This is a genomic window from Microbacterium sp. S308A+ (assembly GCF_049800815.1).
Lineage (GTDB): Bacteria > Actinomycetota > Actinomycetes > Actinomycetales > Microbacteriaceae > Microbacterium.
The window spans coordinates 172,414-194,707 of record NZ_JBNAFT010000004.1; the positions used below are offsets into that span (position 1 = coordinate 172,414).

Genomic DNA, 22,294 nt, shown 5'->3' on the forward strand with positions numbered 1-22,294 from the left:
CTCTCTCCAAGCCCGTTAAGGTCGGCCCACGCTTCCCCGGCGCTGAACGGGTGTCGGTGCGGCGCCGTCAGATCGGACCAGCTGTCGGTAGAGCTCCCAGATCGGCCACCCTTCCATCTGCTCTCGCTTTTCCTTGTCCATCCGTCGGGCAAGGTGCTTTGTCTCCGCAACATCGCCGAGGAGTAATGCGCAGGCAAGTTCTTGCTCGGCCGCGAACTCATGGTCTGAGCGTGGCGCTTCATACTTGAGGTCGCGGATCGCGACAAGGTCCGTCTCTGAGAGGGTTCCTCGCCGCCACGCGATCTGCCAACCGTTCAGTCTGTGAGTCGGGTCATCGCCGTATTCGCTGAGGAGCCAGTCGTTGAGACTCGCGGCAGCGTCTAGGAACTTGTCGCGGCGCGAGACCCCTTCGTCGGCGTGGCTGAGGAGCTGACGCACTAACTTGTTGGCCAACGAGGAGGTGCCGTCTGCGTTCGCGATGCGGCTGTAAGCTTCCGCTGCGCGGTTCGCGCGGAGGTTGAGAATCCTCGGGAGCAACTCGTTGTCGATAACGTCATAGATCGTGATGGGTCTCGATTCGCTCCGATCAACCCTCGCTGCGATCCAGGTGAACGGCGGCGGGGTGTCTGAGGGGAAGGGGTCGTAGTAGGTCCACGTGCCGGGCTCCTCGCTACTCATCGCGAGGATGACGACTCCCACGTCCCCGAACTTGATGAACTTGAGCCCCTGGACATCACCGGCTGGCTGAGTGGTCTTCCCCTCAACGAAGATCTCGTAGAGGCCGCGCAGATTGCGTCGGTCCTGCTCATCGAGGTTCTCGACATCGACGAGTGAAGTATCAATACTGAACTTGTCAAAGAGCGTCTGTAGATCGCGAAGGTACGCGAGGTAGGAGCGCATCTCCTCGATCTGGGGCTCAAGCTCGGCTGCGAGCTGATCGAGGGGGATACTTTCGTCAAGGATTCGGAGTTGGCGTGTGTCAACCATCCCGACCATGAACTCGATCGCGCGCTTACGATCCCCAAAATTGCCCTGGAAAGTAACGCTCACGTTGATTTCGCGACTGTCGCCCATGGCAACAAGCAGAGTCAAACCCTTGCACAAAGTGAGTTTTACCGTGCTTTTATCGACACGTTGAGCAATAACGGATTCGAAAATTGCGTCGCCTGCTGCTACTCGTAGGTCGCGGGTATGCGGGACATAATCCGCAGGCTGGATCTTGAGCGCGGCATTAAGCGGCACGCTGCTTCCAGACCGGGTGACGGCCTCCAGTGCGAACGCCGTTTTCCGTGGGTCGAGATTCACGGGCCGATCAAGGTCTATCGGGTCGACGGACACGATCTGCAGCTCGCGAATCTCGTTGAAAACGTTCGGGTCCAAGTGACGCAACGGATCCTGACGCCGTGCCCGGAGGGCCACTCCCACGATCCGCGCGACCTCCTGTGGAGTACGTCGCATTTTCCTGAGCTGGATCGAGGCGCTCTTCTGATTCGGCTCCATCTCGTCAAGCATCCGCCGTAGCTCGAACGGTGTTAGCACGGCATACCATGCGGGGAGAGTACGTTCGTTCGCTCCGACGTCTACACAGAAGAACAGGACACCGCCGTGAGCGAGGTGACCTTCGAGCTCAGCCCGGCTCAAGCTGTAGGTCTTCTTGCCTACTTTCGCCTTCTCGCGTCCTTTGACTTGCGCCCACACGCGACCGATTCGGTCCTCTAGCGAGCGACCCGCTGATCGATATATTTCGATGAATCCGTCAGTCAACGGGGTGCGGTCGTTCCAGTCAAGGTCAGCCTCCAAGTGTGCAGCCGAATCGATGAGGGTGATCATCGTCATGATCGCCGTCTTCTCTGTACTCATTGGGCCGCGCAGCCCGCGACAGCTTCAATAGCCACGGTCCGAACTATACCCCTGAGCATATTGGCCGCGGATGGGTCCGCTCCATCCTCCCTAGGCCGCCGCGGAGGGCGCGGCGAGATCGGCCTTCTTCGTAGCCGCGGTGTCGGTGCGGGCGTGTGTTGCGTGTCCGTATTGTCCGCACTCGGCGAAGACACCGCTGCTCGGGTCGACGAGGCACGGCAGGTGGTAGTCCGCGACCTCGCGGATGAACATGTACAGGCTCGGAGCTCCTTTGCCGCCGAGGAGCATGAACTGGTACTCGGCGTAGATCGCGGCGAGGCGGTGCACGGTGTCGGGGTGCTCTGCCGAGCGTGCGCACCATCGTTTCGTGTCCTTCTTCCCCGCCCCGGTGAACCGGTCTTGAAGGGGACCGTTCACGAACGCGACCAGGGGCGGCGGCGCCGTCGTGAGCGTCACCTGCGTCACCATCAGGTCCAGGGCCTCGGCGGTCGCTCGGAGGAACTCTGACGGCGAACGTCCAGGCGAGCGGGGAGAATAGGGACGTGACCCGACCGCAGTTCCCCGTGGCCCGGCATGCCCTGGACGGGCCGGCCCGGCTGCGGATCTTCGTGCCCATCGGGCTCGCGGTCACAATCCTCGGGATCATCTGGGCGCTCGCCGACGGCTCCGCCACCGGCGCGGCGCCCGAGACGCCTGCTCCGGCCGCGTTGCCTCGCCCCGCGATCGCGGCCGAGCTCCCGGCCGTGCAGTTCTCGTCCGCGCCGGTGGCGGATCGGTGCACGGACGCCGCCGTGCAGCAGGCGCTCGCTGCGGGGGATGACAACGCGACGATCGTGGCCTTCGGCGGGGGAGAGGCGTTTCGCGCGGCCGTCGTGGGAGGTAACGCGTCTTGCGTCAACCTCGCCGATCCCGCCCGCCTGTGGCTGGTGGTGAACAAGTCCCGTCCGCTGGATCCGGTGCGCTACGCGCCGGCATCGCTCGCCGCCCCGGCGCTCAGCGTCGACTCCACCGCCGGTCCGCTGCGCAGCGACGTCGCCCAGGCGCTGGACCGGATGTCGGCCGCGGCGCAGCAGGCGGGGGTCGGCGCGCTGGGGCTCGGCAGTGGATACCGCTCCTACGACATGCAGGTGAGCACATACTCCGGCCAGGTCGACATCTACGGCCCGACGGACGCGGACTCGCTCTCCGCGCGCCCGGGCTTCAGCGAGCACCAGACCGGGCTCGCCGCCGACGTCGAGGAGTGCTTCGGGGATGAATGCAGCGGCATCAGCTCCTTCGGCGACACCCCGGCGGGACGATGGGTCGCTGCCCACTGCTGGGAACACGGCTTCATCGTGCGCTACGTCGAGGGAACGACGGGCACGACCGGCTATGCGCCGGAGCCATGGCATCTGCGCTATGTCGGTCCCGAGCTCGCGAACGCGTATCACGCGGGCGGCTTCACCTCGCTCGAGCGGTTCTTCGGCCTCCCCGACGCTCCGGACTACGGTCCCTGACCGCAGCGCCGCAGCGCGAGACACGGGCGGCCGGTCGAGCAGAGGTCTCCGCGTCCCGTTCTGGCGCCTTTCCACAACGGCGACACTCGGTCTCATGATCTGTGGGATGCATTCCCACAATCGCCGGTTACACTCGCGGGGACCCGCCTAGAATCGCGGAAGCAACGACGCACAGATCGACATGGAGGAGCGCGCATGGAACGCGACATCTACGACGACGACCACGAGGCCTTCCGCGACGTCGTCAAGGACTTCATCAAGCGCTACGTCACCAACGAGGCGCGCGAGAGGTGGGACGCGCAGGGCGAGGTAGATCGCGAGACGATGCTCGCGGCAGGAGAGGCCGGCGTCATCGGCCTCTCGGTGCCGGAGGAGTTCGGCGGGGCGGGCATGCTCCAGGACTACCGGTTCCGGGCGATCGTCAACGAAGAGGTGATCGCGGCGGGCGCCGGGTCCCTCGCCGGCGCGTTCGGGATCCAGGACGACCTCGCCGTCCCCTACCTCGTCCACATGGGCACGCAGGAGCAGAAGGCGAAGTGGCTGCCGCGGATGGCCACCGGGGAGGTCGTCGGCGCTCTCGCCATGACCGAGCCGGGCGCGGGGTCCGACCTCCGCGGCATCAAGACGACGGCGAAGAAGGTCGACGGCGGGTATGTGGTGAACGGTGCGAAGACGTTCATCTCGTCCGGCAAGACCGCCGATATCGTGGTCACGTTCGTCAAGACCGGCGAGGGCAATCGCCCCGACGCCTTCAGCCTCGTGCTCGTCGAGAACGGCATGGAGGGGTTCGAGCACGGCAAGAAGCTGAACAAGATGGGCTTCCACGGCCACGACACCGCCGAGCTGAGCTTCAGCGACGTGTTCGTGCCGGAGGAGAACCTCATCGGCGGCAAGGAGGGGATGGGCTTCGTCCAGCTCATGATGAACCTGCCCCTCGAGCGCCTCTCGATCGGCGTCGCCGGCGCCGCTGCGGCGCAGGCCGCCTTCGACTGGACAGTCGCCTACACGAAGGACCGTGAGGCCTTCGGCGAGCGGGTCATCGACTTCCAGAACACCCGCTTCCAGCTGGCCGACATGGCGGCGACCGTGGACGCGCTGTGGGCCTATATCGACCGTGCGCTGCTGGCCTACAAGGAGGGGAAGCTGTCTGCGGAGGAGGCCGCGAAGGTCAAGTTCTGGGCGACGGAACGCGAGTGGGAGGTGCTGGACGCCGGAGTGCAGCTGCACGGCGGCTACGGCTACATCACCGAGTACCCGATCGCCCGCGCGTTCCTCGACGCCAGGGTGCACCGTATCTACGGCGGCACGAACGAGATCATGCGCGACATCGTGAGCCGTCAGATCGCCGGCAAGCGCTAGATACAGCTAGAGGCCCCAGGGGAAGGTCGCGGTGAAGAGGGCGGCGGACGCCGCGAGGAGGAGGGCCAGGAACACGGCGTCGCGACGGCGGAAGGGTACGAGGTACCGTTCGGTGCGGGTGGGGAAGGCCCCGAAGGCGCGGGCGTCCATCGCGAGCGCCACCCGCTCCGCATGGCGGATCCCGCTGGCCAGCAACGGCACGATGTAGCCCCAGCCCCGCGCGATCCGGGCGAGCGGGCCCCGCCCGCCGTGATGGCCACGCACGCGATGCGCCGCGCGGATCACCGACAGCTCGTAGCCGAAGCGCGGCACGAAGCGGTAGGCGGCGAGGGCCGTGTAGCCGATCCGGTAGGGGATCCTGAGCTGCTGCACGCCGGCGCGCACGAGGTCGGGGCCGGTCGTGGTGAGGCCGCTCACGAGGCCGAGCGCGAGGATCGCGCCGAGCCGCAGGCCTGTCGCCGCGCCGATGCCGAGCGCGCCCGTGTAGAGCGTCCAGGGGCCGATCCGCAGCAGTCCGTCGGTGTCGGCGACGAGGGCGGGGTCCACCCAGACCGCGAAGGCGAGCGCGATGACGAGCATGCCGGCGGGCACCGCGAGCAACAGGATCGTCAGCGTGCGGCGGGTCAGCCGGGCTCCGGTGAGCAGGAGCGCGTAGGCGAGGGCGAGGAACGCGAGCGGCGTCGCGAGATCGCGCACGAACACCAGCAGCGCCATCGCCGGGACCACGCCGCCCAGCTTGGCCAGGGGGTTGATCGTGTGCAGATAGGCATGGCCGGGTGCGGCGGCGTGCGCGGCGAACGGATCGGCGGCCGGGCGGTCGCCGGCCGGTGCCGTGGTGTCAGGTGCCGTGGCGCTGTGCTCTGCTGTCTGGGGCGTGGCGGCCTCGGGCTCCGCGGTGCCGGGTGCCGAGGCCTCGGACGGATGGGTGCGGGGGCGGCTGCCGGGTGGGGGGACGGCGTCTCGGGGCGAGGCGTTCCTCTCCCGCTCCTCCGCGAGCAGGGGCCGCAGATGCTCCGGCACGGCCCGGAGCGCCGGCGGCAGCGACACGAGGGGGAGCGCGGCGAAGAGGACCCGGGCGGTGGGGCCGCTCGCCTTGACCTTTCCCTCCTCGACGACCACCACATGGGTCGCGTGCTCGGCGACGAGCTGCATGTCGTGCGAGACGAGGATCACCGTCGTGCCGCCACGGCGCAGATCGTGCAGCAGGGCGAGCAGCTCCTGCGCACGGGCATGGTCCTGGCCGAAGGTCGGCTCGTCCAGCACGACGACGTCCGGTCGCGCGATGAGGGCGGTGCCGACCGAGAGCCGCCGCTTCTCTCCCCCGGAGAGGAGGAACGGATGCACGTCGGCCTTGTGCGCCAGGCCGAACCGGGCGAGCATCTCGTCGACTCTCCGCCGGACCTCGTCGTCGGGGACGCCGCGGAGGCGGAGGCCGTGCGCCAGCTCGTCGAAGACGGTGGCGGCGATGAACTGGTGTTCGGGGTTCTGGAACACGAACCCCACCCGTCCGATGAGCTCCTGGGGCGAGGCCGTGGCGGGATCCAGGCCGGCGACGGTCACGGTGCGGCGGGGCGGGGGGACCACACCGGCGAGCGCCTGGGCGAGCGTGGTCTTCCCTGCGCCGTTCGGGCCGACGATCGCGGTGAGGGTCCCCGCTGCGATGTCGAGGTCGATGTCACGCAGGATCGGTGTCCGTCCGCGAGAGACCGAGAGCCCGCGCGCATGGATGATCGGGTCCGCGGCTCCGGGCGAAGCGGCCACACCGGCAGGCCGAGCGGTCGGGCCGGCAGGCGGTGCATCCGTGTCGCCCCTCGATGCGTCCGTGTCGACCCGCGATGGCGCGGGGGGTTCGGCCGAGGGCGGCACGGTCGCAGGGAGAGGGCCGTGCGTCGCGAGCGTGGCGTGCAGCTCCTCGGGGGTGAGCGGCAGCCGGTCGACGGCGATGCCGCGCTCCCGCAGACGGCGGGCGAGGAGCGTCGATCGCGGCAGCCACACGCCCATCGCGATCAGGTCTTCGGCATGATCGCGGAGGACGCCCTCCGGCGTGCCGTCGAAGACGAGGGAGCCCATCCGGTCCAGGACGAGGACGCGCGTCGCGATCTGGACGGCGCGGTCGAGGTCGTGCTCGACAAGGACCAGTGTGCGCTCGGGATCGGCGGCGATCTGGGCGAGGGCGTCGAAGACGTCGTCGGCCCCGGCGGGATCGAGGTTCGCCGTGGGCTCGTCCAGCACCATCACCGGTGAGGCCGTCGCGAGGGCACAGGCGATCGCGAGCCGTTGGCGACCGCCTCCGGAGAGATGATCGGGGTTCTCGGCGCGACGGTGCCAGAGGCCGGTACGCCGCAGCGCGGCCTCGGCCCTGGCGAGCACCTCGTCGACGGGCAGGCGGAGGTTCTCCAGGGCGAAGGCGACCTCGTCGAGCACGGTGCCGGTGACCAGCTGCGCGTCCGGGTCCTGGAAGACCATCGACACCGTCCCGCTCAACGCTGCGACCGGCGTCTCCACGGTGTCGCGGCCGGCCACCTCGACGCTTCCCTCGACCGTCGCGTCGACGGAATGAGGGATCAGGCCGTTCAGCGCGAGGGTGAGGGTGGACTTCCCCGACCCGCTCGGCCCGAGGAGCAGCACCACCTCGCCGGGACGGAGATCGATGCGCACCTCCCGCGGCGCGGGGTCGCTCGCCCCCGCATGGGTGAGGGAGAGCTCACGCACGCGGATCAGGGGTGCGGGTGCGGGCACGCAGAGACCTCGGAACGGTGTCGGTCCCGACGGGCGGAGGGCCCGGCGGCGATGCTCTAAATTTAGTTGAGGCTAACCTGAGCCGCCAATCGTCGTCGCGGCGTCTCCCCGCCGGTCAACGCCGGGCCACGCCCGCGCGACGAAGGGCGGTCCCGATGCCGAGGCCGATGGCCGTCCAGACGACCGGCCCGAGCACCGCGATCGCGAGCGAGGCTGCACGGACCCATGGCGCCTGCGACGCCCCGTCGACCGCGAAGAAGACGACGACCGCGACCACGACGCCGATCACGACGGCCGAGAGGAAGAACCGCCATGCGCCCCACGCACGGTAGCGGGTGAGGGCGGCGACGCCCTCCTGGATCAGCCCGAACAGGAGCGCCGTCCCCAGGAAGCGGGGGAACCAGGCGGGATTGAACGCGCTCGCGACGAGGGCGGCGAGCACGTGCGAGAGGAGGGCGACCATCGGGCGGCGCAGGACCTCCTGCGCGATGATGCCGGGCAGGACGTGCGAGCCCAGGATCACGCCGTACGCCCAGGGCGCGATCGGGAGGACGACGAGAGTCATCCAGCCGGCGATGCCGCCGAGGATCCCCGTCGCGACGCCGATCGCCGCGCACGTGAGCAGCAGGCGGGTCGACAGGGCGGAACGGGTCGGCACCCGCCCAGCGTACTCGGCCGAAGCGGCGCGCGGATCCGAGCGCGGCCGTGAATTCTCTCCTCGACGAAACATCGTCTTGTCGTTTACGAAGCGAAAATAGTCGGGAAGTGCCTTTGGCGGGACGTCGACGGCGGTCTAGGTTGGGCGTCGGTGTGGCAACGAGGCCACATCGACGCGATCGGAGAAAGCAGTGGGCACACCCCGTCTCCGGACGACGGCCGCCATCACCCTGGCAGCGTTCGTCGCCGGCAGTCTCGCCCCTTCGGCCAGCGCTGCATCGGGAGAGGAGGTGACCTCTCCCGCCGCAGCGGCGGGCACGCCAGGGCAGTACATCGTGCTCATGAAGGACGACCCCGTGGCGACGTACGAGGGCGGCATCGGCGGCCTCCCGCGCACCAAGCCCGACCAGGGGAACACGCTCAACGCGCGCTCCGGCGCGTCCAAGGAGTACATCGACTACCTCAAGGCGGAGCAGGATGCCCTCGCCGAGAAGGTGGGCGCGACGCCCGACTCGCAGTATCAGGTCACGGTGAACGGGTTCAGCGCGGCGCTCAGCGGAGAGCAGGTCGACACGCTCCGCGCGTCGAAGGACGTCCTGGGCGTCTTCCCCGACGAGATCCGCCATCCCGACGAGCAGTCCTCGACGGAGTACCTGGGCCTCGGAGACGACACGGCCGGCGCGGGCGGCCTCTGGGACGCGCTCGGGGGCGCCGGCCAGGCGGGCGAGGGCGTCGTGGTGGGCGTCATCGACACCGGGATCGCCCCGGAGAACCCCTCGTTCGCCGGCGACGCGTTGAAGAGCAAGGAGCAGAGCGACGACCAGCCGTACACCGACGGCCAGTACGTCTATGTCGACAAGTCGGAGGGGAGGCAGTTCCGCTCCCGCATCGTCGCGGGCGAGGGCTGGGACGCGACGGCGTACTCGACCAAGCTCGTCGGCGCACAGTACTTCAGCGCGGGCGCCACGGCGAACGGCTTCGACTTCCAGCACGACTACCTCTCTCCTCGCGACACCGAGGGGCACGGATCGCACACCGCGAGCACCGCTGCCGGGAACTTCGGCGTGACGGCGTCGGTGGGGCAGATCGAGCGTTCGTTCTCGGGCGTCGCGCCCGCCGCGAAGGTCTCCGCGTACAAGGCCTGCTATAGCGGGCCGGAGCCGGCCGTCAAGACGGACGACATCTGCGCGTCCAGCGACCTGCTCGCCGCCATCGACCAGGCGGTCGCCGACGGCGTGGACGTCATCAACTACTCGATCGGCGGCGGCTCGGCGACGAGCGTGCTGCAGCCGGACGACATCGCGTTCATGAACGCGGCCGCCGCCGGGATCTACGTCGCCGCGAGCGCGGGCAACGACGGCCCCGGTGAGGCCACGGCCGATCACGCCGCTCCCTGGTACACCACCGTCGCGGCGTCGAGCGTCCCGACGTGGGAGGCCACCGTGCGCTTTCCCGGTTTCGAGGCGGCGGGGACCTCGGTCACCGTCCCGTTCGGCAAGGAGATGACCGGTCCGTCGATCTACGCCGGCGACGCCGCGGTCGGGGAGAACGCGAACCAGTGCGTCAAGGGATCGCTGGATCCCGCCAAGGCGGCGGGGCACATCGTGGTCTGCGACCGCGGGAACAACGCGCGGGCCGAGAAGTCCCAGGTCGTCAAGGACGCGGGCGGGATCGGCATGATCCTCGTCAACGTCCCCGGCGGGGCGGACTCGCTCGACGGCGACTTCCACTCCCTTCCGACCGTGCACCTCTCCTCCGCCTTCCACGACGAGGTGGTCTCCTCCGTGCGGAGCGGGACGGACCTTCCGGTCACGCTCATCGGAGAGAACGTCACGGGCAAGGCCACCCCTGTGCCGCAGATCGCCGGGTTCTCGAGCCGGGGCCCGATGAGCGCCGACGGCGCGGACATCCTCAAGCCCGACGTCGCGGCTCCCGGCGTGGCGATCCTCGCGGCGGTCGGCAACGACCCGGGCGAGAAGCCGGACTTCGGAGTCATGTCCGGCACGTCGATGGCCGCCCCTCACGTCGCAGGCCTCGGCGCGCTCTATCTCGGAGCGAAGCCGCAGGCGACGCCGGCGGAGATCAAGTCCGCGCTGATGACGACGGCCTACGACACCGTGAACGCCGACGGCTCGGCGAGCGCCGACGCTTTCGCGCAGGGCGCGGGCCAGGTCGATCCGGCGCGGATGTTCGATCCCGGCCTCCTCTACCTCAACGGTCCCGACGACTGGAAGGCTTTCCTCCAGGGCAAGGACCTCGCGGACTTCGGGGTCGATCCGATCGACGGCAGCGACCTGAACATCGCGTCGATCGCGATCGGATCGCTCCCCCGTGCGCAGACCGTCACGCGGACCGTCACCTCGACGGCGGCGGGCACCTACACCGCGGCGATCGACGTGCCGGGCATCGCCGCGACCGTCTCTCCGTCGACCCTCACCTTCTCAAAGCCCGGGGAGACCGCGACCTTCACGGTGACGTTCGACGACGCCGGCGCTCCGGTCGAGGCCTGGGCGACGGGCCTGCTCACGTGGACGAGCGCGGACCACACGGTGCGCTCGCCGATCGCCGTCCGTCCCACGACGGTCGACGCTCCGGCCGAGGTCTCGGGCGCAGGAGCCACCGGCTCGACGGCCGTCGGGATCACGCCGGGGGTCACCGGCGAGCTCCCGCTGACGCTGTCCGGTCTCGCCCCGGTCGCGTTGCTCACCGATCCGGCCCGGCCGGTCTCCGGCCATTCGGGAGACGAGCGATCCGGCGACGCGAAGAAGGACGTATCGTGGATCGTCGACGTCCCCGCGGGGGTCGAGGTCGCCCGGTTCGACCTGACCTCGTCCGACAAGAAGGGATCAGACCTGGACCTGACCGTCTCCCGCGTGGCGAGCCCGACCGACCTGAAGCCCCTCAGCCGGTGGACCTCGGCGAGCGCGTCGGCCGACGAGCAGGTCACGATCCTGGCCCCGGAGGCGGGCACCTACCTCGTGGTCGCGAACATCTACTCCACCAGTGGGCCGATGACGTGGGACATGACGCACGTGGAGGTGACGGCGGGCGGCGAGGGCGCGCTGACGGCGACGCCGAGCCCGCTCACGACGGCTCGCGGGGAGAAGGCCTCGTACGATCTGAGCTGGTCGGGCCTGAAGCCGGCGACGCGCTACCTGGGCATGGTCGCCTATGGCGAGTCGGGGACGCGGACGATCGTGACCGTCGACGTTCCCGCCGAGCCGGTCAGGTACGACCCGGTCGCCTCGGTGTCGCCGGCCTCCGTCACCGCCGCAGCCCTCGGGGCGTCCGGGGTGACGGTGATCGGCGCCGGCTTCCCGCCGGGGATGCCGATCGAGATCCTGCTCGACGGCGAGGTCGTCGCGACCGTGACCAGCGGCGCCGACGGCGGGCTGTCGGCCGTGCTGACGCGGGAGGGCGTCGCCGAGGGCGGGCACACGGTCACCCTGCGCGCGGGGGAGTGGTCGGCCTCCGCGGCGCTCGCCGTGACGGCGGGCGGGCCGCCGCCCACCCCGTCTCCCACCGGCGACGCGGCGGGCGGCGCAGACTGGAACGCCGCTCTCCCGGCGACCGGTCTGGACGGCGGGGCGGTGGCCCTCGCCCTCGCGATCGGCGGTCTCCTCGCCCTCGCGGGCGGAGCGCTGATCGTCGCTCGGCGCCGACGTCGCGGGTGACCTGTGGCCCACCGCCGATCCGGCGGGGGCGGGCTGTCGCGGCATCCGTTCCCTGTCGCGCGCCCGGCGGAGCTCAGACCCGGCGGCGCCGCGGCATGAGTCGGACGGGCGGGATCGGCGGGGCGGGGATCCGTTCCGCGCCGTGCCCGACGACATGGCCGAAACGGCCGGATCCGGCCTCCCAGTCCTCCCGCGCCTGAACGATCTCCTCGTGCGCGCGGCCGGCGAAGTTCCACCACATCACGAGGTCTTGGTCGAAGGGCTCGCCACCGAGCAGGAACACCCGCGCGCCTTCGTCGGACATCGCCTCGACGCCGTCGCGGGAGTCGCCGAGGAAGAGCATCCCGCCGGGGGAGACCTCGACGGCGGCCACGTGCACGTCCCCCTCGACCGCCAGCACCGCGTGCTCCCAGCCGACGGCGAGCGGAAGCGTCGTCCGTGACCCCGGCGGGATTCTGATCTCGGCGCCGACGAGAGGGCTGTGCACGGTGGCGGGGGAGCGGACGCCCGCGAGCTCGCCGAGCACGACGACGGCGTCCGCGTCCTGGCCCTCCTCGGCGGGCAGGGTCACGGTGGGGAGGGTCGTGTGCTGCTCGAAGGCGGGAGCGCCCTCCCGTGCGCCGTCGGGCAGGGCGACCCAGAACTGCAGCGCGTCGAGGGGGACCGCGGTCTCGCCCACCGAGTACTCCGAGTGGGCGATGCCGTGGCCCGCGGTCATGATGTTGAGCTGTCCGCGGCGCAGCACCACGTCGCTGCCGACGGTGTCGCGATGGCGCACCTCGCCGACGAGCGGCCAGGTCACGGTCTGCAGGCCGATGTGCGGATGCGGCTCCACCCGCATGCGCACATCGTCCGGCCCGAACCGGTCGAGGAAGCACCAGGCTCCGATCGTCGGGACGTCGCGGTGCGGGAGGGTGCGCCGCACGCTCATGGCGCGGACGCCGCCGAGCGGGACCTCGCGCGCCTCCAGCAGGATCGAGCGCGGGCCGCGAAGCGTCATCGCGCGGGCCGTTCCGGCCAGCGCACGATCGCTCCCTCGACGTCGTGCGTGCGGAGGTAGTTCTCGATGTACGGGCAGGACGGGAGGATGGTGTCGCCCGAGGCCGCGGCGTCGGCGAGGGCTTCCGCCGCCAGCCGCCCGGCGAGACCCTGGCCCTGGAAGGCGGGGTCGACCTCGGTATGGGTGAAAACGATCACCGAGGGGCGGCGCTCGAACTCGGCGAACCCGGCGAGCGTGCCGTCGGAGCGGATCTCGTACCGGGACGCCTCGTCGTTGCGGGTGATGCTGATCTTGGGCATGGCTCCTCCTCGGTCCTGCGTCCGCCTCGTCCTCGGTCCAACCTACGCCGGTGCAGGGCGAGGCGGGCGAACAGGCGGGCTGTGGACGGCGGCGCGCGCGTCGGCGGGCGTGGTTACCCTGGAGGCATGCCTCCGCAGGATCCGCACGACCCCTACGCCGGTCTGCCGCTGCCCGAGGTGCCGGACGACCCCTACGCTGACATGCCCTGGGATGACGCGCCCTGGGACGATGCGCCACCGCCCGAGGAGGGCGAGTGGAGCGGGGCTCCCGGGGCCAGCCCCGCGAGCAGCTTCCCCGCGCCTGAGGCGACTCCGTCACCGGCGCCGAGCCGGTTCGGGTCACCCCTCGAGGCGCTGCGGACGGTGTACGGCTACGAGTCCTTTCGGGGCGACCAGGCCGCGATCATCGATCAGATCGTCGGCGGGGGCGATGCGGTGGTGCTCATGCCCACGGGCGGCGGCAAGAGCCTCTGCTATCAGATCCCGGCGCTGGTGCGTGAGGGCACGGGGCTCGTGGTGAGCCCGCTCATCGCTCTCATGCACGACCAGGTCGACGCGCTGCGCGCCAACGGCGTCAAGGCCGCGTACCTCAACTCCACCCAGAACGCGAGCGAGCGGGCCGAGGTCGAGCGTGCGTATCTGTCCGGCGCGCTCGACCTGCTCTATGTCGCTCCGGAGCGCCTGTCGAACGAGGCGACGCTCCGCCTTCTCCAGCGCGGCGTGCTCAGCGTGATCGCGATCGACGAGGCCCATTGCGTCTCGCAATGGGGTCACGACTTCCGTCCCGACTATCTCGCGCTCGGCGGGCTGGCTGAGCGGTTCCCCGGCGTGCCCCGGGTCGCGCTCACGGCGACGGCGACCAGGGAGACCCACCGCGAGATCACCGAGCGTCTGGGCCTGCCGTCGGCGAAGCACTTCGTCGCGAGCTTCGACCGGCCCAACATCCAGTACCGGATCGACCCCAAGGCCGACGCCCGCGCCCAGCTCCTCTCGTTCGTCCGGAGCCAGCCGGAGGGCGCGGCGGGCATCGTGTACGCCCTCAGCCGCTCGTCCGTCGAGCAGACCGCGGCCTTCCTCCGTGAGAAGGGGATCGACGCGATCCCCTACCACGCCGGCCTCGACGCGGCCACGCGCGCCGCCCACCAGGCCCGCTTCCTCCGCGAGGACGGCGTCGTGGTCGTCGCCACGATCGCCTTCGGCATGGGGATCGACAAGCCGGACGTCCGGTTCGTCGCGCATGTCGACCTGCCGAAGTCCGTCGAAGGCTACTACCAGGAGACCGGCCGCGCCGGCCGCGACGGCGAGCCGGCCGTCGTCTGGATGGCGTACGGGCTCGGCGACGTGGTGCAGCAACGGAGGTTCATCCAGCAGGGCGAGGGCGACCGCACGGTCAAACAGCGCCAGAATCAGCATCTGGACGCGATGCTCGCGCTGTGCGAGACGGTCTCCTGCCGGCGCCAGAACCTGCTGGGATACTTCGGGCAGTCCTCCGAGCCCTGTGGCAACTGCGACACCTGCCTCACGCCGCCCGAGAGCTGGGACGGGCTCATCCCGGCGCAGAAGCTGCTGTCCACGATCGTGCGCCTGCAGCGGGAGCGCCGGCAGTCCTTCGGCGCTGGGCATCTCATCGACATCCTCCGCGGCGCGTCGACCGAGCGCATCCGGTCGATGCGTCACAACCAGCTCGCCACGTATGGGATCGGTGCCGACCTCACCGATGCGCAGTGGCGGTCCGTGGTGCGGCAGCTGCTCGCGCTCGGCCTCATGCAGGCGCAGGGCGACTACGGCACGCTCGCGCTGAGCGAGGCGAGCGCCGGGGTCCTCACCGGAGAGACGCCGGTGCGTCTGCGTCGGGACGTCGTCACGCGTGCCGCCTCGTCGGGACGCGCGGCGAAGCGGTCGGCGGCCGACGCGCTCGCCGAGTCCGACCGACCGCTCTTCGAGGCGCTCAGGGCCTGGCGGGCGCAGACAGCGCGTGAGCAGGGCGTCCCCGCGTACGTGGTGTTCGGGGACACGACGCTGCGTGCCCTCGCCGAGCATCGTCCTGCGCGGTCCGAGGAGCTGGTCGGCATCACCGGCATCGGCGAGCGCAAGCGCGAGGCTTACGGCGAGGCCGTGCTCGAGGTCATCGCCGCCGCCGGTTGACCGCAGGTCGCGGCGCTGCGTCTCCGGGTCAGGCTGCCGGGACTCTTCGGACGGCTGAAGGCTCTCCGGATGGCTGTGGATTCTCCGGATGGCTGAGGGAGCGTTCGGGAATCGTCATGCACTCGTCGATCGGCTCTGCAGGCGTGTGTCCCCGGCGCCGACCCGCGCCCGCCTCCGCGGCCGAGCCGCCGGTCAGATCAGCCGACGCAACGCCTCTTCCAGCGACACGCCCTGGGCCTCGGCGCGGTCGCGGAGACGGGCCTGCTCTGCGGCGGTCAGGGTGACGTGCAGATCCACCGTCGTGCTCTCGCCCGCCGTCTCGAGACCGTCGAGCAGATCGGCCGCCTCGGCCCAGAGCGCCGGGGCCGGTGCGGCGGACGGCGCGACCACCGGGGTCGCGACCGCGCCGGGCGGTGCGGCGCTGATGGGGACGACGGGCTCTCGCGCCTCGGAGGAAGGCGAGACCGGGGTCGTCTCGACCACCGGGGAGGAGGCGCCGGCGGGCGGAGGCGCCGACAGCGACGCTCCCCCGAAGCCCGGCCCGCGGTCCGGCTCCTGCTTGCGCTGATACGCGGTCGCTGCGGCGTTCGCCCTCGCATCGGCGGCCTCGTTCAGGGGGTGCCCCGCGTGACCCTTCACCCAGGAGAAGGACACGTCGCGACCACGCATGGCCTCGTCGATGCCCTCCAGGAGGTCGCGGTTGAGGACGGGGCCGCCGTCGGCCTTGCGCCATCCTCGACGCTTCCAGCCCGGCATCCACTTGGTGACGGAGTCGATCACATACCGGCTGTCGCACTCGATCACGAGCTTCTCGTCGACGGCGGACGTGGCGCGGAGGAGCTCCAGGACGGCCTGCAGCTCGCCCTGGTTGTTCGTGCCGTGCGGCGACCCGCCGGCGGCCCAGTGGTCCTCGTCGATGTACCAGGCCCATCCGTTGGGACCGGGGTTGCCGAGAGCGGATCCATCGGCGGCGGCGGTGATCGTCATCCTCCTACCGTAGAAGGAGGAGGAGAGGTTCTCGGCCAGGCCTGTCAGTCGCAGGCGATGCCGTCTTTGTCGTGGTCGAGCTTGTAGACGTCCGGGCCGACGACGCGAACGGGGCGCTGCACGTACGCCGGCCCGTCGCCCTCGCCGCCCGCGCAGTCGACGTCCTCCGCGAACGGGACGCACGCGTCCGCGTAGCTCGGGTGGCACTCGGGGGAGGACCCTGCGCCGGGCGCGGCGAAGGGCACCGGTGCGGCGGCCGGCGCGCGCGTGCCCCGTGTGGTGATCTCGGTGACCGGCGGGACGGTGATCGTCTCGCGGATGGCCTCGCGCGAGACCTCTTTCCCGTCGATCGTCGTCACGCGGAACGTGGTGACCTTGACCCCGTCGACCCCGGCGGTCGTGATCGTGACGGTACCGGCGTCGAGGTCGCCGTCCTCGACGGTCGTCCGCTCGAACGGGACCGGCGAGGGGACGTCGATCTCGGCGACGGTCGGCGTCGGCGTCGGTCGAGACGGGGTCGTCGCGGTGGAGCTCGGCACGGCGGCGATGCCGACCGGCGTGGTCTCGCCCGGAGGGCGGGTCGTGGCGCCGGCGCCGGCGCCCCCGACCATGAGCAGGAGCGCGGCGCCCAGCGCGACCCCGCTCGACGCGCGCGACTGCAGACGAAGCGCCGGTGCGGCGCCACGCACGAGGACGTAGACGCCGGTGCCGATCGCGAGCAGCACGGCGAGGACGACGAGAAGCGGAGAGACGCGCGCGAGCAGCCCGCCGAGGGCCACGACGCCGAGCAGGGCCAGAGCGACGACCCACCACCGGAGCCGACGGCGTGGTACGGGATTGCCCGTGGTCGGTCCGGCGTTCGGAGCGGACGAAGGAACGGGCGTGGTCATATCGGCACCTTTTCGGCGGGTCGGAGCGCGGAGGAAGAGCTGTGTCTCCTCGCAGGCTAGTGGTCGGGTTCCGGTGGACGGGCCTTCCTTCCCGATACATCTCGATATATCGTTAACCATCGCTCGCGCAGAGGCGCGAGGTACACGCCCATCGAGGAGGTCATCGTGAACGATTCGTTCGGCCCTGGCGGATACGGAGCAGGGGCACGGCGCGGTTTCGGCGGTCCTGGAGGTTTCGGCCGTCCCGGGATGGGGCCGGGAGCGGCTATCTGGGAGGCCATGGAGCAGGTGCGGGCGTCGTTCGACGCGCGGGGACCTCGGATGGCGCGCGGCGACGTGCGGGCCGCGGTGCTCGCCCTCCTCGCGGAGGAGCCCATGCACGGCTATCAGATCATCCATGAGATCGAGGAGCGCAGCGGCGGCGCGTGGCGACCGAGTGCCGGCTCCGTCTACCCCACGCTGCAGCTGCTCGCGGACGAGGGGCTGATCGCCGCGGAGGAGAAGAACGGACGCAAGACCTACTCGCTCACCGATGTCGGCCGGGAGGCCGTGGCCGACGCTGCGGACACCCCCGCGCCCTGGGAGACGTCGGGCGCGCGCCACGGAGCGCGCGTCACCGCGCTGCCGAAGGCGGGCATGGAGCTCGCGGGCGCCGCGGCGCAGGTCGCGCAGACCGGCACGCCGGAGCAGGTCGAGCAGGCCGTCCAGATCCTCGACGACGCGCGCCGCAAGCTGTACTCGCTGCTCGCGCAGGGATAACGTCGTCGGACGGACTCCGTGGCCGGCCCTGGATGATCGTCCCGGCGGCCGCGGAGAGGAAAGGGACCACTCGATGCCTGACGGAGCCCATCGCGCCCGCTACCGCCGCATCCTGCTCTTCGCCGCCCGCCATCTGGTGCAGACCTGGTGGTACGAGCTGATCCTTCCCCGTCTGGGGCTCTCCGCGGTCGCGGAGCGCACGCGGGAGGCGCGGATGCTCGGCCTCGCGCGGCGCTTCCACGTGCTCGCGGTCGAGCTGGGCGGTCTGATGATCAAGGTCGGTCAGTTCCTCTCCTCCCGACTCGACGTGCTGCCGCCGGAGATCACCTCCGAGCTCGCCGGACTGCAGGACGAGGTGCCCGCGGTGCCGTTCGCCGAGATCAGGGCGCTCGCCGAGGCCGAGCTCGGGGTGCCGCTCGATCGCGCCTATGCGCGCTTCGACGAGACGCCGGTCGCCGCCGCGTCCCTCGGGCAGGCGCATCGCGCCCGGCTGTCGGAGCAGAGCGCGGCGGACGCCGGCTTCGCAGACGTCATCGTCAAGGTGCAGCGGCCTGGCATCGACGGCATCGTGGAGGTCGACCTCGCCGCCCTCCGCCGCGTGGGCGGCTGGCTGCGTCGCGTGCGCTTCGTCGCCGAGCGCGTGGACGCTCCCGCGCTCGTCGAGGAGTTCGCGCAGACGAGCAGGGAGGAGATCGACTACCTCCACGAGGCTGCCAACGCCGAACGGTTCGCCCACGGCTTCGCCGACGATCCTCGGGTCTCCGCCCCTGCCGTCGCGTGGGAGCGCACCACGCGACGGGTGCTCACGCTGTCCGACGTCTCGGCGATCAAGATCAACGACGTCGAGGCGCTCCGGGCGGCAGGCGTCGACCCGTCGGAGGTCGCCCACGCCTTTGGCGCCGTGATGTTCGATCAGCTCTTCACGCACGGGTTCGTGCACGCCGATCCGCATCCGGGCAACGTCTTCGTCACCCCGCTCGCCGGTGCGGGGGGCGCTCAGGGCGGGCCGGCCTGGCGGATCACGTTCGTGGACTTCGGGATGATGGCTGAGGTGCCGTCCGCGTTGCGTGACAGCCTGCGCAAGCTCGTGATCGCGGTCGCCGCGCGCGACGGACGGGGGCTCGTCGAGGCCGCGCAGCAGATGGGCGTGCTGCTGCCCACGGCGGACACGGACGAGCTGGAACGTGCGCTCACTCAGCTCTTCGCGCGGTTCGGAGGCATGAGCTTCACCGAGCTGCGCGACGTGGACCCGCGCGAGTTCCGCGACTTCGCCCGGGAGTTCGGCGACATGATCCGGGCGCTCCCGTTCCAACTGCCCGAGCATCTTCTGCTCCTCATCCGCGCCGTCTCGCTCACCTCGGGCCTGTGCACGAGCTTGGACCGCGACTTCAACATCTGGGACGCGGTGCAGCCTTACGCCGCCCGGCTGCTGCGTGAGGAGAGCACCGGGATTGCTCAGGAGCTCGCGCGTCAGGCTGTGGCGAACGCCGGCATCGTCTGGCGCCTGCCGGCCCGTGCAGACGCCCTGATCACGCGCATGGACCGGGGGTCGGTGACCTTCGACACCTCCCGCCTGGAACGAAGGCTCGATCGGCTGGAGCGGATCGGCGGGCGCGTGCTGTCGGCGGTGCTGTTCGCCGCTCTGCTCATCGGCGGCGCGCTGCTGACGGCCTCCAACCCGGTGCTCGGCACGATCCTCGTCGTCGCCTCCTTCGTCCCCCTCCTGCATGCCCTGCTCGCGGGGGTCTTCGGTCGCGGCCCCCGGTAGCGTGGCCGGACGCCGGTCAGGACGGTCTGCGAGGATGGGTCTCCATGGACAACCCAGACGATAAGGCAACGACGCGTTCTGACCTTCAGCGCAAGGAGCCCGCGGGCCCGGTCGAGCGGCCGACGGCGACTCCGACGCCACCGACCGCGCCGCTGAAGACCACGGGAAAGGCGGCGGAGGCCGCGCGCAAGCTGGTGCGCGACATCTCCGCCGTGCCCCCGCGCAGCATCCATCCGGCGCTCGTCCCCGGTGTGGCGGTCGAGGAGACCAAGCGCAGCTACCGCACCGACCCGCTCGTGTTCGGCGTCGCGGTGACCCTCACCCTGGCGTTCATCGTCTGGGGCGTCTTCGCCGGTGACAACCTCGCCGGCACCGCCAGGGCCGTGCTCGATTGGGTGGTCGAGTACCTCGGCTTCTTCTTCACGAGCGTCGCGACGATCGTGCTCGTGTTCATGCTGTTCGTCGGGTTCAGCCGCTATGGTCGCATCCCGCTGGGCCGTGACGACGAGCAGCCGGAGTTCTCGATGTTCTCCTGGATCTCGATGCTCTTCGCCGCCGGCATGGGCATCGGCCTGGTCTTCTGGGGCGCCGCCGAGCCGCTCACCTTCTTCGAGAGCCCGCCGCCGGGGACCGTCGAGGCGAACACGCTCGAGGCGATGCACACCGCCCAGACGCAGGTGCTCTACCACTGGGGGCCACAGGCGTGGGCGTTCTATGCGCTCGTCGGGGCCGCGATCGCCTATGGCGCGTATCGGCGTGGACGCACGCCGCTGATCTCGTCGATCTTCGCTCCGCTCCTCGGCGAGGACCGCACGACCGGGATGATCGGCCGGACCATCGACATCTTCTCCATCATCGTGACGCTCTTCGGCACCGCCGCCTCGCTCGGCCTCGGCGCGCTGCAGATCGGACACGGGGTCGAGATCGTCACCGGGATAGGGCCGCTGGGCAACGGGGTGCTCATCGCCGTCATCGCCGTGCTCACCGCCGCGTTCATCGCCTCGGCGGTCTCGGGCGTCTCGAAGGGCATCAGGGCGCTGTCGAACATCAACTCGGTCGCGGCCATCGTCCTCGCGCTCTTCGTGTTCTTCGTCGGGCCGACGCTGCTGATCCTGAACGTGATCCCCTCCGTCGCCGCGCAGTTCTTCGCCGACCTCCCCATGATGGTCGCGAGGTCGGGCTCGCAGGGCGAGGCGGCGCAGGCGTTCCTGTCCAGCTGGACGATCTTCTACTGGGCGTGGTGGATCTCGTGGTCGCCCTTCGTGGGCATGTTCATCGCGAAGATCTCGCGTGGCCGCACGCTGCGTCAGTTCGTGTCGGTCGTGATCGTGGTGCCTGCGGTGATCTCGCTCGTGTGGTTCGCGATCTTCGGAACCACTGCGATCGACCAGCAGATGAAGGGCGCTGACCTCGCCGTGGATCCTCCTGAGGAGGTGCTGTTCGGCGTCCTCGGCAACCTGCCGTTCCCGATCGTCACGAGCGTCGCGCTGATCCTCCTCATCGCGATCTTCTTCGTCACCGGCGCCGACTCGGCATCGCTCGTGATGGGCACGCTGTCGCAGCAGGGGCGTCCCGAGCCGTCGCGCTGGGTGGCCGTGGTCTGGGGGACGCTCGTCGGTGTGATCGCGGCGGTGCTGCTCGTCTCGGGAGAGGCGGGCAGCGGACTTCGCGCGCTGCAGAACGTGACGATCGTCGCCGCCCTCCCGTTCGCGATCATCATGGCCTTCATGATGATCGCCTTCGTGAAGGACCTCCGTCGGGATCCGCTGATCCTCCGCGACAAGTACGCGGTGCGTGCGGTCCGGCACAGCGTCCGCTCGGGGCTGGAGGAGTACGGTGACGACTTTGCCCTCGTCCCGGTCGCGTACGACCATTCCGCCGACGACATCGCCTGGGTCGACGAAGAGGAGGTGGACGACAGCCTCGCCGAGGTCTATCAGGCCGCGACCGAGGCGATCGACGTCGTTCCCGATCCGGCGTCCACCGATGCCGCGCCGGCGCTGGATGCGGGGCCGCCTCCCGGCAACAGGGATGAGGCGGGGTAGCGTCGGGGGATGACCACCGCCGTCGTCCTCAGAACCGCGTTGATCGTGCTCGCTGTGATCCTCGCGATCGGCGTGGCGTGGTGGGCGCGCAAGCGTCCGAACCGATCCGCGGCGCACCCGGATCGCGTCCGTATGCCGAGGATCGTCATCGTCGTCGGCGTGCTGCTCGTCACGGTGGGCCTTCTCCTAGGGCTGTCCGCGTTCACCGCCCCGGGAGGCGGTGCCGATCTCACCCCGATGAAGATCGCCGCGGTGGTGGTCTTCATCGGAGGGGCGCTGTCCCTCCTCGCCTATCGCAACTGGTACGTCGCGCCGCGTGCCGACGAGGTGGCCTTCCGCTCCGTCCTCGGCCGCGAGCGGGTGATCGCCTACGCCGACATCGCCGAGCACCGGATGTCGATGTCGAACGGGCAGCCGATGCTCCGGATCCGTTCCTCCTCGGGTGCGAAGCTGGGCGTGAACATCCGGATGTACGACATGACGCCTCTCCTCATGGCGATCGACTTCAAGAAGCGCACCGGTCGCTGGCCGCTGCGCGGAGAGCAGCTCGACCACGGGACGGGCGGAGCGTCGGGAGCGGGGAGCCGGCGCGGCTGAGCGGACGGTGCCGGGGCTT

16 protein-coding genes are annotated in these 22,294 nt (G+C 70.4%); 8 read left to right on the plus strand and 8 right to left on the minus strand.

The window, feature by feature from the left end:
• Positions 1-15: 15 nt before the first annotated feature.
• Both ACP15J_RS12065 and ACP15J_RS12070 read right to left on the minus strand, forming a co-directional pair.
• On the minus strand, positions 16-1,836 hold the full coding sequence (locus ACP15J_RS12065) for a hypothetical protein (RefSeq protein WP_424937240.1): 1,821 nt from the start codon (positions 1,834-1,836) through the stop codon (positions 16-18).
• 114 nt (positions 1,837-1,950) lie between these two features.
• A complete protein-coding gene (locus tag ACP15J_RS12070) occupies positions 1,951-2,328 on the minus strand; it encodes a DUF4913 domain-containing protein (RefSeq protein ID WP_424937241.1) in 378 nt (125 codons plus the stop codon).
• A gap of 74 nt (positions 2,329-2,402) precedes the next feature.
• On the opposite strand from ACP15J_RS12070, the gene ACP15J_RS12075 reads away from it, so the two are divergent.
• Positions 2,403-3,356 carry a M15 family metallopeptidase gene (locus tag ACP15J_RS12075; protein ID WP_424937242.1) on the plus strand — a complete coding sequence of 318 codons (954 nt, stop codon included), beginning with the start codon at positions 2,403-2,405 and terminating at the stop codon, positions 3,354-3,356.
• 195 nt (positions 3,357-3,551) lie between these two features.
• Positions 3,552-4,715 (plus strand): acyl-CoA dehydrogenase family protein, encoded by a 1,164-nt coding sequence (locus tag ACP15J_RS12080; protein ID WP_424937243.1) that lies wholly within the window; start codon positions 3,552-3,554, stop codon positions 4,713-4,715.
• 6 nt (positions 4,716-4,721) lie between these two features.
• On the opposite strand, the gene ACP15J_RS12085 is transcribed toward ACP15J_RS12080, so the two are convergent.
• Together ACP15J_RS12085 and ACP15J_RS12090 are read right to left on the minus strand one after the other, a co-directional pair.
• On the minus strand, positions 4,722-7,454 hold the full coding sequence (locus ACP15J_RS12085) for an ATP-binding cassette domain-containing protein (RefSeq protein WP_424937244.1): 2,733 nt from the start codon (positions 7,452-7,454) through the stop codon (positions 4,722-4,724).
• 115 nt (positions 7,455-7,569) lie between these two features.
• Positions 7,570-8,112, minus strand: a complete 543-nt coding sequence (locus ACP15J_RS12090) for an ECF transporter S component (RefSeq protein ID WP_424937245.1) — start codon at positions 8,110-8,112, stop codon at positions 7,570-7,572.
• A 190-nt stretch (positions 8,113-8,302) separates the two neighbouring features.
• Between ACP15J_RS12090 and ACP15J_RS12095 the strand changes: the two genes are divergently transcribed.
• Positions 8,303-11,785 carry a S8 family serine peptidase gene (locus tag ACP15J_RS12095; protein WP_424937246.1) on the plus strand — a complete coding sequence of 1,161 codons (3,483 nt, stop codon included), beginning with the start codon at positions 8,303-8,305 and terminating at the stop codon, positions 11,783-11,785.
• Between the two features lie 73 nt (positions 11,786-11,858).
• On the opposite strand, the gene ACP15J_RS12100 is transcribed toward ACP15J_RS12095, so the two are convergent.
• Together ACP15J_RS12100 and ACP15J_RS12105 are read right to left on the minus strand one after the other, a co-directional pair.
• Positions 11,859-12,785 carry a pirin family protein gene (locus ACP15J_RS12100; protein ID WP_424937247.1) on the minus strand — a complete coding sequence of 309 codons (927 nt, stop codon included), beginning with the start codon at positions 12,783-12,785 and terminating at the stop codon, positions 11,859-11,861.
• On the minus strand, positions 12,782-13,084 hold the full coding sequence (locus ACP15J_RS12105; RefSeq protein WP_424937249.1) for a GNAT family N-acetyltransferase: 303 nt from the start codon (positions 13,082-13,084) through the stop codon (positions 12,782-12,784). Before ACP15J_RS12105 ends, ACP15J_RS12100 begins: the two co-directional genes overlap by 4 nt.
• 126 nt (positions 13,085-13,210) lie before the next feature.
• Between ACP15J_RS12105 and recQ the strand changes: the two genes are divergently transcribed.
• Complete coding sequence (gene recQ / locus ACP15J_RS12110) at positions 13,211-15,229, plus strand: DNA helicase RecQ (RefSeq protein ID WP_424937250.1); 2,019 nt, start codon at positions 13,211-13,213, stop codon at positions 15,227-15,229.
• 192 nt (positions 15,230-15,421) lie between these two features.
• On the opposite strand, the gene ACP15J_RS12115 is transcribed toward recQ, so the two are convergent.
• Both ACP15J_RS12115 and ACP15J_RS12120 read right to left on the minus strand, forming a co-directional pair.
• Positions 15,422-16,216, minus strand: coding sequence for an RNase H family protein (locus ACP15J_RS12115; RefSeq protein ID WP_424937251.1), 795 nt, complete (start codon positions 16,214-16,216; stop codon positions 15,422-15,424).
• 44 nt (positions 16,217-16,260) lie between these two features.
• A complete protein-coding gene (locus ACP15J_RS12120; protein WP_424937252.1) occupies positions 16,261-17,106 on the minus strand; it encodes a G5 domain-containing protein in 846 nt (281 codons plus the stop codon).
• Positions 17,107-17,271: 165 nt separating this feature from the next.
• Between ACP15J_RS12120 and ACP15J_RS12125 the strand changes: the two genes are divergently transcribed.
• The 4 genes from ACP15J_RS12125 (at position 17,272) to ACP15J_RS12140 (ending at position 22,275) form a co-directional block, all read left to right on the plus strand.
• Positions 17,272-17,865, plus strand: a complete 594-nt coding sequence (locus ACP15J_RS12125; protein WP_424937253.1) for a PadR family transcriptional regulator — start codon at positions 17,272-17,274, stop codon at positions 17,863-17,865.
• 73 nt (positions 17,866-17,938) lie between these two features.
• Positions 17,939-19,633: an ABC1 kinase family protein gene (locus ACP15J_RS12130; RefSeq protein WP_424937254.1), complete on the plus strand. Its 1,695-nt coding sequence runs from the start codon at positions 17,939-17,941 to the stop codon at positions 19,631-19,633.
• Between the two features lie 44 nt (positions 19,634-19,677).
• Positions 19,678-21,678 carry a BCCT family transporter gene (locus tag ACP15J_RS12135; protein WP_424937255.1) on the plus strand — a complete coding sequence of 667 codons (2,001 nt, stop codon included), beginning with the start codon at positions 19,678-19,680 and terminating at the stop codon, positions 21,676-21,678.
• A 9-nt stretch (positions 21,679-21,687) separates the two neighbouring features.
• On the plus strand, positions 21,688-22,275 hold the full coding sequence (locus tag ACP15J_RS12140; RefSeq protein WP_424937256.1) for a hypothetical protein: 588 nt from the start codon (positions 21,688-21,690) through the stop codon (positions 22,273-22,275).
• The last annotated feature ends 19 nt before the right edge of the window (positions 22,276-22,294 follow it).